We start from the raw sequence: 14,827 nt of genomic DNA on the forward strand, positions 1-14,827 counted from the left end.
TCTATGAGGCTCTCGCTATGACCGCACCGACTGCAATTCGCCGACTGAACGCTGCTGATCCGGATTTCGCGCATCATCTGGATCATCTGCTGAGCTGGGAAAGTGTGTCTGACGACTCGGTCAATCAGCGGGTGCTGGACATCATCAAAGCCGTGCGCGAGCGTGGCGATGCGGCGCTGGTGGAGTTCACCCAGAAGTTCGACGGCCTGGAAGTCGCCTCGATGGCGGACTTGATCCTGCCGCGCGAACGTCTTGAACTGGCGCTTACGCGCATTACCGTGCCTCAGCGCGAAGCCCTGGAAAAAGCTGCTACACGTGTGCGCAGCTACCACGAGAAGCAGAAGCAGGATTCCTGGAGCTACACCGAAGCCGATGGCACGGTGCTGGGCCAGAAGGTCACGCCGCTGGATCGAGCCGGTCTGTATGTACCTGGCGGCAAGGCGTCGTACCCCTCTTCGGTGTTGATGAACGCGATTCCGGCCAAGGTCGCTGGCGTGACCGAAGTGGTCATGGTGGTGCCGACCCCGCGCGGTGAAATCAACGAACTGGTGCTGGCCGCGGCGTGCATTGCCGGGGTTGATCGGGTGTTCACCATCGGCGGTGCCCAAGCCGTGGCCGCGCTGGCTTACGGCACCGAAAGCGTGCCGAAAGTCGACAAAGTGGTCGGCCCCGGCAACATCTATGTCGCCACCGCCAAGCGCCATGTGTTTGGTCAGGTCGGTATCGACATGATCGCCGGCCCGTCCGAAATTCTTGTGGTGTGCGACGGCCAGACCGATCCGGACTGGATCGCCATGGACCTGTTCTCCCAGGCCGAACACGATGAAGACGCCCAGGCCATTCTCGTCAGCCCGGACGCGGAATTCCTCGACAAGGTCGCCGCGAGCATCAGCAAATTGATGCCGACCATGGAGCGTGCCGAGATCATCGAAACGTCGATCAATGGCCGTGGTGCATTGATCCAGGTGCGCGACATGGAGCAAGCCATCGAAGTGGCTAACCGCATTGCGCCGGAACACCTGGAGTTGTCGGTTGCAGATCCGCAGGCCTGGTTGCCGAAGATCCGTCACGCCGGCGCGATTTTCATGGGCCGTCACACGTCCGAAGCCCTGGGTGATTACTGCGCCGGTCCGAACCACGTATTGCCGACTTCCGGCACCGCGCGCTTCTCCTCGCCGTTGGGCGTGTATGACTTCCAGAAACGCTCGTCGATCATCTTCTGCTCCGAGCAGGGGGCGTCCGAACTGGGCAAGACCGCGTCCGTGCTGGCCCGTGGCGAGTCACTGACCGCCCACGCCCGTAGCGCCGAATACCGCATCATCGACGAGCAAAAGGGAAACTGAACATGAGTAAATTCTGGAGCTCGTTCGTTAAAGATCTGGTGCCTTACGTGCCGGGCGAGCAGCCGAAACTGGCAAAGCTGGTCAAGCTCAACACCAACGAAAACCCGTACGGTCCATCACCCAAAGCCTTGGCGGCGATGCAGACCGAACTGAACGACAACCTGCGTCTGTACCCGGACCCGAACAGCGATGTGCTGAAACAAGCCGTGGCCAAGTACTACGGGGTGCAGAGCAACCAGGTATTCCTCGGCAACGGTTCCGATGAAGTCCTGGCGCACATTTTCCACGGCTTGCTGCAACACGATCAACCGCTGCTGTTCCCGGATATCAGCTACAGCTTCTATCCGGTGTATTGCGGCTTGTACGGCATCAAGTTCGACGCGGTGCCGCTGGACGAACACTTCCATATCAACCCGGCGGATTATGCCAAGCCGAACGGCGGGATCATTTTCCCTAACCCGAATGCGCCGACCGGCTGCCTGCTGGCGCTGGATGCGGTGGAGCAAATCCTCAAGGCCAGCCCGGATTCGGTGGTCGTCGTAGACGAGGCTTACATCGACTTCGGTGGCGAAACGGCGATCACTCTGGTGGATCGTTATCCGAACCTGCTGGTGACGCAGACTCTGTCCAAGTCCCGTTCCCTGGCCGGCCTGCGGGTTGGCCTGGCGGTGGGGCATCCGGATTTGATCGAAGCGCTTGAGCGGATCAAGAACAGCTTCAACTCCTACCCGCTGGATCGACTGGCGATTGTGGGGGCTGCGGCGGCGTTCGAGGATCGCGAGTACTTCGACAAAACGTGCCGGTTGGTCATCGACAGCCGCGACAAGGTAGTCGGGCAGTTGGAGGCGAAGGGATTTGAGGTGCTGCCGTCGGCGGCGAACTTCATTTTCGCGCGTCACCCGCAGCATGATGCGGCAGGACTCGCGGCGAAGTTGCGTGAGCAGGGCGTGATTGTCCGGCACTTCAAGCAGGAGCGGATTGCGCAGTTCCTGCGGATTTCGATTGGTACGCCGGAGCAGAATCAGGCGCTGATCGACGGCCTCGGCGATCTCTAAAAGCCCCCTCTGACTGATCGTTCCCACGCTCTGCGTGGGAATGTATCCCGTGACGCTCCGCGTCACAGTGGACGCAGAGCGTCCATGGCGGCATTCCCACGCAGAGCGTGGGAACGATCAATCACTTACTCTTCTTCTTTCTCTTTGACCGGCGCTGGCGGCGGACGCAGACCGATTTCTGCGGTCAACTTGAGTTCCTTGCCGTTACGCATCACCTGAATCGTGACCTTGTCGGTCGGTTTGATCCGAGCGACCTGGTTCATCGACCGACGACCATCGCCGGCCGGTTCACCATCGATGCTGAGGATCACGTCACCCAGTTGCAGGCCGGCCTTCTGCGCCGGACCGTCACGGAAAATCCCTGCGACCACAATCCCCGGACGCCCCGACAGACCAAACGACTCGGCCAGTTCCTGAGTCAGTGGCTGCACTTCAATCCCGAGCCAGCCGCGAATCACCTGGCCGTGTTCGATGATCGACTTCATCACTTCCATCGCCAGTTTGACCGGGATCGCGAAGCCGATGCCTTGCGACCCGCCGGACTTGGAGAAAATCGCGGTGTTGATGCCGGTCAGGTTGCCATTGGCATCCACCAGCGCACCGCCGGAGTTGCCGGGGTTGATGGCGGCGTCGGTCTGGATGAAGTCTTCATAGTTGTTCAGGCCTAGCTGATTACGCCCGGTGGCGCTGATGATGCCCATGGTTACGGTCTGGCCGACACCGAACGGGTTGCCGATGGCCAGCGAGACGTCGCCGATGCGGATGTTGTCGGAACGACCGATGGTGATCGACGGGAGGGACTTGAGGTCGATCTTCAAGACCGCGAGATCGGTTTCCGGATCGCTACCGATCACTCGGGCCAGGGTTTCACGACCGTCCTTGAGCGCCACGACAATCTGGTCGGCACCGGTGGTCACGTGGTTATTGGTCAGGATGTAGCCTTCCGGGCTCATGATCACGCCGGAGCCCAGGCTCGATTCCATGCGCTTTTGCTTGGGCGAGTTATCACCGAAGAAGCGGCGGAACTGCGGGTCTTCGAACAGCGGATGATTGGGTTTGTTGATGACTTTGGTGGTGTACAGGTTGACCACGGCTGGCGCGGCGGTGACCACGGCGTCGGCATAGGACACCGGCCCCTGTTGCACGCCGGTCGTTTGCGGTGCTTGCTGCAAATTCACGTCTAGGCTCGGAAGCCCGACCCACTGCGGGTAACGCTGAATTATCAAAAGAGCGATAAGCACGCCAGCCAACAGCGGCCAGCCGGAAAAACGCAGCGCCTTGAGCATTAAGCACGTCCTGAAAGGTTGCAGGCAGTATGAGACCGCCCATAATGTCGCGCATTATACGAGGCCGAGCACGCCTCTGAACGGGATATTTAGGAGTCTTTTATGGCCGTCGCCCTGAGCACCCTGGTTGAAGAAGCCGACCGTTACCTCGCCAGTGCCAAGATTGCGGATTACTGCCCCAACGGTTTGCAGGTCGAGGGCCGGCCGCAAGTGATGCGTATCGTCAGCGGCGTCACCGCCAGCCAGGCGCTGCTGGACGCCGCCGTCGAAGCTCAGGCCGACCTGGTACTGGTGCATCACGGCTATTTCTGGAAGGGCGAGAACCCGTGCATCACCGGCATGAAGCAGCGTCGGTTGAAAACCTTGCTCAAGCACGACATCAGCCTGTTGTCCTACCATTTGCCGCTGGATCTGCACCCGGACGTGGGCAATAACGTGCAATTGGCCAGGCAGTTGGACATTACGGTCGAAGGGCCGCTGGATCCGGATAATCTGAAAGTCGTCGGCCTGGTCGGCTCGTTGAGTGAACCGATGACGCCGCGTGATTTCGCCCGCCGTGTCCAGGAAGTCATGGGCCGCGAGCCGCTGCTGATCGAAGGTAGCGAGATGATTCGCCGGGTTGGCTGGTGCACCGGTGGTGGCCAGGGGTACATCGATCAGGCGGTGCTCGCCGGTGTCGACCTGTACCTCAGTGGCGAAGCCTCCGAGCAGACGTTCCACAGCGCGCGGGAAAACGACATCAGCTTCATCGCCGCCGGCCATCACGCCACCGAGCGTTATGGCGTGCAGGCGCTGGGGGACTATCTGGCGCGACGCTTTGCGCTGGAACACATCTTCATCGATTGCCCCAACCCCATCTGATGACCTGCCTCCCTTGTAGGAGCAAGGCTTGCCCGCGATAGCGATCTCAAGGACGCCATCGCCGGCAAGCCGTGCTCCTACAGGAGATCGCCATTCACCAGCCCAAACGAGGGGGTATATTCATATACCCTTTCGATCTAGTTGGCGTCCTGATTAGAAGAGGTCGCTGTGCTAGGATTCCTCGCTCGAACACGGCCCGCTGGCCGTCCATAAGATCGTTTTCGTGAGTAGCCATGGTCGACAAACTGACGCATCTGAAACAGCTGGAGGCCGAAAGCATCCACATCATCCGCGAGGTCGCCGCCGAGTTCGATAACCCGGTGATGCTGTACTCCGTCGGTAAAGACTCCGCCGTGATGCTGCACCTTGCGCGCAAGGCATTCTTCCCGGGCAAACTTCCGTTTCCGGTGATGCACGTCGACACCCAGTGGAAGTTCAAGGAAATGTACGCGTTCCGCGACCGCATGGTTGAAGAACTCGGCCTTGACCTGCTGGTGCACGTTAACCCCGATGGCGTCGCGCAGGGCATCAACCCGTTGACCCACGGCAGTGCCAAACACACCGATATCATGAAAACCGAAGGCCTCAAGCAGGCTCTCGACAAGTACGGTTTCGACGCCGCTTTCGGTGGTGCCCGTCGTGACGAAGAGAAGTCCCGCGCCAAAGAACGCGTGTATTCCTTCCGCGACACCAAGCACCGCTGGGACCCGAAAAACCAGCGTCCGGAGCTGTGGAACGTCTACAACGGCAACGTCAACAAGGGCGAATCGATTCGCGTGTTCCCGTTGTCGAACTGGACCGAACTGGACATCTGGCAGTACATCTACCTCGAAGGCATCCCGATCGTGCCGCTGTATTTCGCCGCCGAGCGCGACGTCATCGAGATGAATGGCACCTGGATCATGATCGACGACGATCGCCTGCTCAATCACCTGAGCGATGAAGACAAGGCGCGTATCGTCAAGAAGAAGGTCCGTTTCCGTACGCTGGGCGACTACCCGTTGACCGGTGCGGTCGAGTCCGAGGCGATCAGCCTGACCGACATCATTCAGGAAATGCTCCTGACGCGAACTTCCGAACGCCAGGGCCGGGTCATCGATCACGATGGCGCAGGCTCGATGGAAGAAAAGAAACGTCAGGGTTATTTCTAAGGGGTTGTCATGTCGCACGTATCTGATTTGATCAGCGAGGACATCCTCGCCTACCTGGGCCAGCACGAACGCAAGGAAATGCTGCGCTTTCTGACCTGTGGCAACGTCGACGACGGCAAGAGCACCCTGATCGGGCGCCTGCTGCACGACTCCAAGATGATCTACGAAGATCACCTGGAAGCCATTACCCGCGACTCGAAGAAAGTTGGCACCACCGGCGATGACATCGACCTGGCATTGCTGGTCGACGGCCTGCAGGCCGAGCGCGAGCAAGGCATCACCATCGATGTCGCCTACCGGTATTTCTCCACCGCCAAACGCAAATTCATCATCGCCGACACCCCCGGCCATGAGCAGTACACCCGCAACATGGCCACCGGTGCGTCCACCTGTGACCTGGCGATCATCCTGATCGACGCCCGTTACGGTGTGCAGACCCAGACCCGTCGCCACAGCTTCATCGCCTCGTTGCTGGGTATCAAACACATCGTGGTGGCCGTCAACAAGATGGACATCAATGGCTTTGACCAAAGCATCTTCGAGTCGATCAAGGCCGATTACCTGAAGTTCGCTGAAGGCATCGCCTTCAAGCCGACCACCATGGCCTTCGTGCCGATGTCGGCCCTCAAGGGCGACAACGTCGTGAACAAATCCGAGCGCTCGCCGTGGTACACCGGCCAGTCGCTGATGGAAATTCTGGAAACCGTCGAGATCGCCAGCGATCGCAACTACACCGATTTGCGTTTCCCGGTGCAGTACGTCAACCGTCCGAACCTGAACTTCCGTGGTTTCGCCGGCACCCTGGCCAGCGGCGTTGTGCACAAGGGCGACGAAGTCGTTGTGCTGCCGTCGGGCAAGAGCAGCCGCGTGAAATCCATTGTCACTTTCGAAGGTGAGCTGGAGCATGCAGGTCCGGGTCAAGCGGTGACGCTGACCATGGAAGACGAGATCGACATCTCCCGCGGCGATCTGTTGGTACACGCCGACAACCTGCCGCAAGTGACTGACGGCTTCGACGCCATGCTGGTGTGGATGGCCGAAGAGCCAATGCTGCCGGGCAAGAAGTACGACATCAAGCGCGCCACGACATACGTGCCGGGTTCGATCACCAGCATCGTCAACCGCGTTGATGTGAACACCCTGGAAGAAGGCCCTGCCAGTGCCTTGCAACTGAACGAGATCGGTCGGGTCAAGATCAGCCTCGACGCGGCCATCGCGCTGGACGGTTACGCGAGCAACCGCACCACCGGTTCGTTCATCGTCATTGATCGCTTGACCAATGGCACCGTCGCCGCTGGCATGATCATCGCTCAGCCAGTGGCGCAGGGCAGCAGCACGCATCACGGCAAACTCGCACACGTCGCCACCGAAGAACGCGCCCAGCGCTTCGGCCAGCAACCGGCCACCGTGTTGTTCAGCGGCTTGTCAGGCGCTGGCAAAAGCACCCTGGCCTACGCGGTTGAACGCAAGCTGTTCGACTTGGGCCGTGCAGTGTTTGTGCTCGATGGCCAGAACCTGCGTCACGACCTGAACAAAGGTCTGCCACAGGACCGCGCCGGGCGTACCGAGAACTGGCGTCGTGCCGCGCACGTTGCGCGTCAGTTCAACGAAGCCGGTTTGCTGACCCTGGCGGCGTTCGTTGCCCCAAGTGCCGAAGGGCGTGAACAGGCCAAGGAACTGATCGGCAAAGAGCGTCTGCTGACGATTTACGTCCAGGCCTCGCCGACCGTGTGTGCCGAGCGGGATCCACAAGGCCTTTACGCGGCGGCTGGCGACAACATCCCGGGCGATTCCTTCCCGTACGACGTGCCGCTGGATGCCGACCTCGTGGTCGACACCCAATCGCTGTCGCTGGAAGAAAGCGTCAAGCAAGTGCTGGACCTGCTGCGTCAGCGCGGCGCGATCTAAGCGCTAAGCGCAAAAAGAAACCCGCCGATGAGTGATCATCGGCGGGTTTTTTTGTGTCCCCAAGATCGCCATCGCGGGCAAGCCTTGCTCCTACGGATTTCGGGTGGCCGCGCCATATGGCACGACGAAAAACTGTAGGAGCATGGCTCGCCCGCGATGAGGCCCTTCCGGAACCTGGTTCACTTGGCCGGATACTCCCGATGCATCTGCTCCAGCAACGCATCCTTGTCCAGCCACAACTGATTGATCCAGCCCTGAAACTGCAATCGGTAATCGCCGTCCTGATCGTAATTCTTGCCAATGTACTGCGGCGGGATTTTCAGTTCCTGAAAATGCACCACCACGTCCGCCACGTTCCCGCACAACAGGTCCCAAAAACCGGGACGTCCGGCCGGGTAGTGGATGGTCACATTGACGATGGATTCGAGTTGCTCGCCCATGGCGTCCAGCACAAAGGCAATGCCGCCGGCCTTGGGTTTGAGCAGGTAGCGAAACGGTGATTTCTGCTGCGCATGTTTGGCTTCAGTGAAGCGCGTGCCTTCGACAAAGTTGAAAATCCCCACCGGATTATTGCGAAACTTCGCGCACGTCTTGCGGGTGGTTTCCAGGTCTTTGCCTTTTTTCTCCGGGTGCTTTTCCAGATAGGCCTTGGAGTAGCGCTTCATGAATGGAAAGCCCAGCGCCCACCAGGCCAGACCAATGACCGGCACCCAGATGAGCTCCTGCTTGAGAAAGAACTTCAGCGGTTGGATACGACGGTTGAGCACGTATTGCAGCACCAGAATGTCGACCCAGCTCTGGTGGTTACTGGTGATCAGGTAGGAATGTTGATAGTCCAGGCCTTGCAGGCCGCTGAGGTGCCAGCGCGTGCGGCGGACCAGATTCATCCAGCCTTTGTTGAGGCTGATCCAGGCTTCATGGGTATGGCTCATCAACCAGCCCGCAATCCGCTGCGTGAAGGCAAACGGCAAAACTTTGACGAGTGCCACGCAGAACAGAAAGGAGCAGAGCAAAATGGTGTTCAGTGCCAACAACAACGATGCAATCACGCCGCGCACGGCGGCAGGCAGGAAATCCAGCATTTAAACATCCATAGGTCGGTTGGCAGCCTGGATCGCGGTCAACGCGATGGTGTAGACGATGTCGTCGACTTGCGCACCGCGCGGCAGGTCGTTCACCGGTTTGCGCAAGCCTTGCAACATCGGGCCGAGGCTGACGCAATCGGCGCTGCGCTGCACGGCTTTGTGGGTGGTGTTGCCGGTGTTGAGGTCGGGGAACACGAACACTGTGGCGCGACCGGCGACCTGACTGTTGGGGGCCAGTTGTCGGGCCACCGTTTCGTTGGCGGCGGCGTCGTATTGCAGAGGGCCGTCGATTAACAGCGAGTTTTGCTGCTCGTGGGCGAGCAACGTTGCTTCGCGCACTTTCTCGACTTCTTCGCCGCTGGCCGATTCACCGCTGGAGTAGCTGATCATCGCCACGCGCGGGGTGATGCCGAACGCGGCCGCCGAGTCGGCGCTTTGCAGGGCGATCTCGGCCAGTTCGATGGCGCTCGGGTGCGGGTTCATCACGCAGTCGCCGTAGACCAGCACTTCTTCAGGGAACAGCATGAAGAACACCGACGACACCAGCGTGCAGCCCGGCGCGGTTTTGATCAGTTGAAGGGCCGGTCGGATGGTATTGGCGGTGGAGTGGATGACACCGGACACGAGACCGTCGACTTCATCCAGCGCCAGCATCATGGTGCCGATCACAACAGTGTCTTCCAGTTGCTGCTCGGCCATCGGTGCGTTGAGGCTTTTGCTTTTGCGCAGGGCAACCATCGGCTCGACATAGCGCTCGCGGATCAGGTCCGGGTCGAGAATCTCCAGCCCGGGTGGCAGCTCGATGCCTTGGGCGCGAGCGACGGCTTCGACGTCCGCCGGTTTGGCCAGCAACACGCAACGGGCAATGCCACGCGCCTGACAGATCGCCGCCGCTTGTACGGTCAGCGGCTCGCTGCCTTCTGGCAGCACGATGCGCTTGTTGGCAGCCTGGGCGCGCTGGATCAATTGATAGCGGAACACGGCGGGCGACAGGCGCATCTCACGCGGGGTACCGCAGCGCTGGTGCAACCAGTTGGCGTCGAGGTGGCTGGCGACGAAGTCGGTGATGATCTCCGCACGCTCGCGGTCATCGATAGGAATTTCCTTGTTCAAGCCATTGAGCTGGTTGGCGGTGTCGTAGGAGCCGGTGCTCACCGACAACACCGGCAACCCCGCCTGCAAGGCGCCACGGCACAGGTCCATGATGCGCGGGTCGGGCAGGGTGTCGCTGGTCAGCAGCAGGCCGGCCAACGGTACGCCGTTCATGGCCGCGAGGCTGACGGCCAGGATGATGTCATCGCGGTCGCCGGGGGTGACCACCAGCACGCCGGGCTTGAGCAGTTCCACGGTGTTGCGCATGGTGCGGGCGCAGATGATGATTTTGGTCATGCGCCGGGTTTCGTAGTCACCGGCATTGAGAATCTGCGCGCCCATCAGATCAGCCACATCGCGGGTGCGCGGGGCGTTCAATTCCGGCTGGTACGGGATGCACCCCAACAGGCGGAAATCACCGCTGCGCAGCAATGGCGAGTGTTCTTTCAAGCGCGTGGCGAAGACATCCATGCTTTCGTCGGTCTTGACCTTGTTGAGGATCACGCCGAGGACTTTCGGGTCTTTTGGGCCGCCGAACAATTGCGCCTGCAATTCCACGCGCCCGGAGAGCTCGGTCAGCACTTCGTTTTCCGGTGCCGAGACCAGGATCACATCGGCGTCGAGGCTTTTCGCCAGGTGCAGATTCACCCGTGCGGCGTAGCTGGCGCTGCGGGTCGGGACCATGCCTTCGACGATCAGCACGTCTTTGCCGACAGCGGCTTGCTGGTAGAGGGTGATGATTTCTTCGAGCAACTCATCGAGTTGACCATCGCCGAGCATGCGCTCGACATGCGCCAGGCCCAGCGGTTGCGGTGGCTTCAAACCGTGGGTGCGCGCTACCAGTTCGGTGGAGCGTTCCGGCCCGGTATCACCCGGATGGGGCTGGGCAATCGGTTTGAAAAAGCCGACCTTGAGACCGGCACGCTCAAGCGTGCGCACCAGCCCAAGGCTGATAGACGTCAGACCCACACCAAAGTCGGTGGGCGCGATAAAAAAAGTTTGCATGCGAATTCTCTAAGGGTGCATGGCAATGGCGATCATCTATATCTGACGATCTGCCGCAATTCAGTCGCCAAGGTTATCGCTAACCGAGCCTTGTGCGCACCAACCGCAATCAAAGGGCTGGCCTATTTTTTCAATACGTTGCGCGGGGTCCAGCACCCAGGCACGCGATTGCCACGGCGGCTGGTGACGCAGGTGCTCGGTGTGGCCGCAGGAAAGCTCGGCCACCCAATGCCCGTCCTCATCTTGATGGAAACCTGTGACCGTTACGCCCTGCGCCGCGAACCTTCCGTCCGGGTTGTGTTCGCTTTCGCGCGATTGCTTCGCTAAACTTGGCCTTTCATCATTCTTATGCAAAAGGTCTCGCCCCATGCTGATCGCCGCCAATAAGGCTGTCTCCATCGACTATACCCTGACCAACGACGCTGGTGAGGTCATCGACAGCTCCGCCGGCGGCGCGCCGCTGGTCTACCTGCAAGGCGCAGGCAACATCATCCCGGGCCTGGAAAAGGCTCTGGAAGGCAAAACCGTTGGCGACGAGCTGACCGTAGCCGTTGAACCTGAAGATGCTTACGGCGAATACGCTGCCGAACTGGTCAGTACCCTGAGCCGCAGCATGTTCGAAGGCGTTGATGAGCTCGAAGTGGGCATGCAGTTCCACGCTTCCGCTCCGGACGGCCAGATGCAGATCGTCACCATTCGCGATCTGGACGGCGACGACGTCACCGTTGACGGCAACCACCCGTTGGCCGGTCAGCGCCTGAATTTCCAGGTCAAGATCATCAACATCCGTGATGCCAGCCAAGAAGAAATCGCTCATGGTCACGTCCATGGCGAAGGTGGCCATCACCACTGATTTTCTGCGCTAAGCTCAGAGTACTGGAGAGGCGCCCTAGGGCGCCTTTTTAGTCCGCGGCTGTCCTTGGCGGCATTGCCAAGTGGCTGTTTCGAGAAGAACACGGGAATTTGGAGTTCGTCATGAGTGCTTTTCACGACCTTAAGTTGACAGCCCTGGATGGACAAGACCTACCGCTGGCGCCCTTCAAGGGGCAAGTCGTGCTGGTGGTCAACGTCGCCTCCAAATGTGGCTTGACCCCCCAGTATGCGGCGCTGGAAAACCTTTATCAGCAGTTCAAAGCCAAAGGTTTCAGCGTTCTGGGTCTGCCGTGCAACCAGTTTGCCGGGCAGGAGCCGGGTTCCGAGCAAGAGATCCAGGAGTTTTGCAGCCTCAACTATGGCGTGACTTTTCCGTTGTCCAGCAAGCTGGAAGTCAACGGTCATGAGCGTCATCAGTTGTATCGCCTGCTGGCGGGCGAGGGTGCGGAATTCCCGGGTGACATTACCTGGAACTTCGAAAAATTCCTGCTGGGCAAGGACGGTCGTGTGCTGGCGCGGTTTTCCCCGCGCACGGCGCCGGATGATCCGACAATCGTTCATGCGATCGAAAAAGCGTTGAGCTGAACTCACAAGAAACGCAGCCTCGGCTGCGTTTTTTTATGCCTGCCTTTTGACCCTTAATCACCCAAATCAATAGTGCTGTGCATCGCTGGCAACTCCGCATATTATCGTCGTCATAAAATTACGTCCCGTCGATATCGTTTTCGTGGAGTGCCCCATGTCCGTCAAAGCCTTGTTCAAACCGTTCCACCTCGGCACCCTTGAGCTGCCGACCCGCGTTGTCATGGCGCCGATGACCCGTTCGTTTTCGCCGGGTGGCGTACCCAATTCCAAAGTGATCGAATACTACCGTCGTCGTGCTGCGGCCGGCGTGGGTCTGATCATCACCGAAGGCACGACCGTCGGCCACAAGGCGTCGAACGGCTACCCCAATGTGCCGCATTTCTACGGCGATGCCGCATTGGCCGGCTGGAAGAAAGTGGTCGATGCGGTCCACGCCGAAGGCGGCAAGATCGTTCCGCAACTGTGGCATGTCGGCAGTGTGCGTCGTATTGGCACTGAGCCGGACGCCAGCGTCCCGGGTTACGGCCCATCGGAAAAATTGAAGGACGGTCAGGTCGTGGTTCACGGCATGACTAAACAAGATATCCAGGACGTGATCGCCGCGTTCGCTCAAGCGGCCAAAGATGCCCAGAGCATTGGCATGGACGGCGTGGAAATCCATGGCGCCCACGGCTATCTCGTGGACCAGTTCTTCTGGGAAGGCAGCAACCAGCGCACCGACGAATACGGCGGTAGCCTGGCCAACCGTTCACGGTTTGCCATCGAGCTGATTCAGGCTGTGCGTGCAGCGGTCGGCGAAGGTTTCCCGATCATCTTCCGCTTCTCGCAGTGGAAACAGCAGGATTACACCGCGCGCCTGGTGCAAACCCCGCAAGCGTTGGGTGAGTTCCTCAAGCCATTGTCCGACGCTGGCGTGGACATTTTCCACTGCTCGACGCGCCGTTTCTGGGAGCCGGAATTCGACGGTTCCGAGCTGAACCTGGCCGGCTGGACCCGCAAACTCACGGGCAAGCCGACCATCACCGTGGGCAGCGTTGGCCTGGACGGCGAGTTCCTGCAGTTCATGGTCAACACCGACAAGATCGCTCAACCGGCCAGTCTGGAAAAGCTGCTGGAGCGTTTGAACAACGACGAATTCGACCTGGTGGCCGTGGGGCGCGCGTTGTTGGTCGACCCGGACTGGGCGCAGAAAGTACGCGACGGTCGTGAAGAAGACATCCTGCCGTTCAGTCGCGAGGCATTGATGTCGCTGGTTTAAGCGGCGACCGCACTGACGCTATCGCGGGTAAGCCTTGCTCCTACGGTTCTTTGTCGAATACAAATGTGTGAATCGACACAACACCGTAGGAGCAAGGCTTGCCCGCGATGCTTTTAAGGCAAAAACGCTGCATCGGGCAGGGGTTGCCCCTGCATGCAAGCCCCGCGCAACTGCCCTTCAAACTGCTCGACAATCGCGGCCCAGCCCTGGCGACTCGCATGCTGGCGCGCATTGAGCCGCACACACCGCAAGGTTTCGCGCTCTTCCAGCAACCACGCCGCAGCATCACAAAAGGCCTCTTCATCCCCCGGCATCGCCAGCACGCCGTTGTAGCCATGGCGGATATGCTGCGCCGCTGCCGCCTGGTCGTACGCCACCACGCCCAATCCCGACGCCAATGCTTCAAGCACCACATTGCCAAAGGTTTCGGTCATGCTTGGAAACAGAAATACGTCCCCCGATGCGTAATGACTGGCCAGCGCCTCACCGCGTTGTGAGCCACAGAAAACCGCCTCGGGAAGGTCCTGCTCCAGCGCCGCTCGTTGTGGGCCGTCGCCGATGACGATCAAGCGTATGTTGCGCTGTGGATAAGTGGCTTTCAGCGAGTCGAAACTGCGTTTGAGCAAGCCCAGGTTTTTCTCGGGAGCCAAGCGCCCGACATGAATGACCGCAATGTCATCCTCGGCCAAGCTCCACTGTTCGCGCAGCGATACCTGCCTTTTGCTCGGATGAAACAATTGGCTGTCGACACCCCGGGAAAGCAAGGCCAGACGCTCGAAATGTCGGCGTTCAAGTTCCAGTCGCTGACTGGGGCTCGGCACCAGGGTCAGGGTCGAGCGGTTGTGAAACCAGCGCAGGTAGTGCGTCAGCAAACGAGTCAACAACCCGAGCCCGTATTGGCTGGAGTACTGCTGAAAGTTGGTGTGAAAGCCGCTCACCACCGAAATCCCCAATCGCCGTGCTGCGCGTAATGCGGACAAGCCCAGAGGCCCTTCGGTGGCGATGTACAGCACGTCGGGGCGATGACGCGTCCAGCGCCTCAACAGTTTATGCATCGACGACTGGCCCCATTGCAGGCCGGGATAGCCCGGTAGCGGCCAGCCTCGACACAACAGCAAATCATCGTCACTGCTCAACTGCTGATCCCCCCCTGGCGAGGCCGCACCAATTCCACCTGGTGCCCGCGCGCGCGCAAACCGTCGCACAAACGGCCAAGGGTGTTGGCCACGCCGTTGATTTCCGGAGGGAATGTTTCGGTGATCAGAGTGATATGCAGAGCTGTCGTCATGACCTCAGTGTCGGCTGAGGCCATGTCGTCATTGTGG

Annotated in this window: 12 protein-coding genes and 1 pseudogene; 8 read left to right on the plus strand and 5 right to left on the minus strand. The window is 59.9% G+C overall.

Annotation, left to right across the window (positions count from 1 at the left end):
• Positions 1-17: 17 nt before the first annotated feature.
• Positions 18-1,343 (plus strand): histidinol dehydrogenase, encoded by a 1,326-nt coding sequence (hisD, locus tag AB4N76_RS18775; RefSeq protein WP_046026807.1) that lies wholly within the window; start codon positions 18-20, stop codon positions 1,341-1,343.
• Between the two features lie 2 nt (positions 1,344-1,345).
• A complete protein-coding gene (gene hisC, locus AB4N76_RS18780; protein ID WP_460163374.1) occupies positions 1,346-2,398 on the plus strand; it encodes a histidinol-phosphate transaminase in 1,053 nt (350 codons plus the stop codon).
• Between the two features lie 125 nt (positions 2,399-2,523).
• Here the strand turns inward: hisC and algW are convergent, their stop codons facing one another.
• Positions 2,524-3,684: a Do family serine endopeptidase AlgW gene (algW, locus tag AB4N76_RS18785; RefSeq protein ID WP_046026804.1), complete on the minus strand. Its 1,161-nt coding sequence runs from the start codon at positions 3,682-3,684 to the stop codon at positions 2,524-2,526.
• Positions 3,685-3,786: 102 nt separating this feature from the next.
• On the opposite strand from algW, the gene AB4N76_RS18790 reads away from it, so the two are divergent.
• From AB4N76_RS18790 to cysN, 3 genes are all read left to right on the plus strand, one after another.
• Entirely contained in the window at positions 3,787-4,545 is a 759-nt protein-coding gene (locus AB4N76_RS18790) for a Nif3-like dinuclear metal center hexameric protein (RefSeq protein WP_046026802.1), read from the plus strand.
• Positions 4,546-4,778: 233 nt separating this feature from the next.
• Positions 4,779-5,696, plus strand: a complete 918-nt coding sequence (gene cysD, locus AB4N76_RS18795) for a sulfate adenylyltransferase subunit CysD (RefSeq protein WP_046026798.1) — start codon at positions 4,779-4,781, stop codon at positions 5,694-5,696.
• Between the two features lie 9 nt (positions 5,697-5,705).
• A complete protein-coding gene (gene cysN, locus AB4N76_RS18800) occupies positions 5,706-7,604 on the plus strand; it encodes a sulfate adenylyltransferase subunit CysN (RefSeq protein ID WP_046026797.1) in 1,899 nt (632 codons plus the stop codon).
• Positions 7,605-7,783: 179 nt separating this feature from the next.
• On the opposite strand, the gene AB4N76_RS18805 is transcribed toward cysN, so the two are convergent.
• The 3 genes from AB4N76_RS18805 to AB4N76_RS18815 are packed head-to-tail and all read right to left on the minus strand — an operon-like array spanning position 7,784 to position 11,185.
• Positions 7,784-8,686, minus strand: coding sequence for an acyltransferase (locus AB4N76_RS18805; protein ID WP_046026795.1), 903 nt, complete (start codon positions 8,684-8,686; stop codon positions 7,784-7,786).
• Positions 8,687-10,786 (minus strand): phosphate acetyltransferase, encoded by a 2,100-nt coding sequence (gene pta, locus AB4N76_RS18810; protein ID WP_046026794.1) that lies wholly within the window; start codon positions 10,784-10,786, stop codon positions 8,687-8,689.
• Positions 10,787-10,846: 60 nt separating this feature from the next.
• Positions 10,847-11,185 (minus strand): DUF3565 domain-containing protein, encoded by a 339-nt coding sequence (locus AB4N76_RS18815; protein WP_460163375.1) that lies wholly within the window; start codon positions 11,183-11,185, stop codon positions 10,847-10,849.
• Between AB4N76_RS18815 and AB4N76_RS18820 the strand changes: the two genes are divergently transcribed.
• From AB4N76_RS18820 to AB4N76_RS18830, 3 genes are all read left to right on the plus strand, one after another.
• The gene (locus tag AB4N76_RS18820; RefSeq protein WP_460163376.1) at positions 11,154-11,639 is read left to right on the plus strand and encodes an FKBP-type peptidyl-prolyl cis-trans isomerase; all 486 of its coding nucleotides are present in this window, start codon (positions 11,154-11,156) and stop codon (positions 11,637-11,639) included. The two genes, AB4N76_RS18815 and AB4N76_RS18820, sit on opposite strands and share 32 nt — an antisense overlap.
• Before the next feature lie 122 nt (positions 11,640-11,761).
• On the plus strand, positions 11,762-12,244 hold the full coding sequence (locus AB4N76_RS18825) for a glutathione peroxidase (RefSeq protein WP_046026793.1): 483 nt from the start codon (positions 11,762-11,764) through the stop codon (positions 12,242-12,244).
• A gap of 154 nt (positions 12,245-12,398) precedes the next feature.
• On the plus strand, positions 12,399-13,502 hold the full coding sequence (locus tag AB4N76_RS18830) for an NADH:flavin oxidoreductase (protein WP_046026792.1): 1,104 nt from the start codon (positions 12,399-12,401) through the stop codon (positions 13,500-13,502).
• Between the two features lie 113 nt (positions 13,503-13,615).
• On the opposite strand, the pseudogene AB4N76_RS18835 reads toward AB4N76_RS18830, so the two are convergent.
• Positions 13,616-14,814 (minus strand): annotated as a pseudogene (locus tag AB4N76_RS18835) (glycosyltransferase family 4 protein).
• Positions 14,815-14,827: the final 13 nt, after the last annotated feature.

It is taken from the genome of Pseudomonas sp. S2_F03, assembly GCF_054668335.1.

Coding starts and splice junctions, on each gene's coding strand:
- hisD (WP_046026807.1), top strand. CDS start 18: ATGACCGCACCGACTGCAATTCGCCGACTGAACGCTGCTGATCCGGAT.
- hisC (WP_460163374.1), top strand. CDS start 1,346: ATGAGTAAATTCTGGAGCTCGTTCGTTAAAGATCTGGTGCCTTACGTG.
- algW (WP_046026804.1), bottom strand. CDS start 3,684: ATGCTCAAGGCGCTGCGTTTTTCCGGCTGGCCGCTGTTGGCTGGCGTG.
- AB4N76_RS18790 (WP_046026802.1), top strand. CDS start 3,787: ATGGCCGTCGCCCTGAGCACCCTGGTTGAAGAAGCCGACCGTTACCTC.
- cysD (WP_046026798.1), top strand. CDS start 4,779: ATGGTCGACAAACTGACGCATCTGAAACAGCTGGAGGCCGAAAGCATC.
- cysN (WP_046026797.1), top strand. CDS start 5,706: ATGTCGCACGTATCTGATTTGATCAGCGAGGACATCCTCGCCTACCTG.
- AB4N76_RS18805 (WP_046026795.1), bottom strand. CDS start 8,686: ATGCTGGATTTCCTGCCTGCCGCCGTGCGCGGCGTGATTGCATCGTTG.
- pta (WP_046026794.1), bottom strand. CDS start 10,786: ATGCAAACTTTTTTTATCGCGCCCACCGACTTTGGTGTGGGTCTGACG.
- AB4N76_RS18820 (WP_460163376.1), top strand. CDS start 11,154: ATGCTGATCGCCGCCAATAAGGCTGTCTCCATCGACTATACCCTGACC.
- AB4N76_RS18815 (WP_460163375.1), bottom strand. CDS start 11,185: ATGGAGACAGCCTTATTGGCGGCGATCAGCATGGGGCGAGACCTTTTG.
- AB4N76_RS18825 (WP_046026793.1), top strand. CDS start 11,762: ATGAGTGCTTTTCACGACCTTAAGTTGACAGCCCTGGATGGACAAGAC.
- AB4N76_RS18830 (WP_046026792.1), top strand. CDS start 12,399: ATGTCCGTCAAAGCCTTGTTCAAACCGTTCCACCTCGGCACCCTTGAG.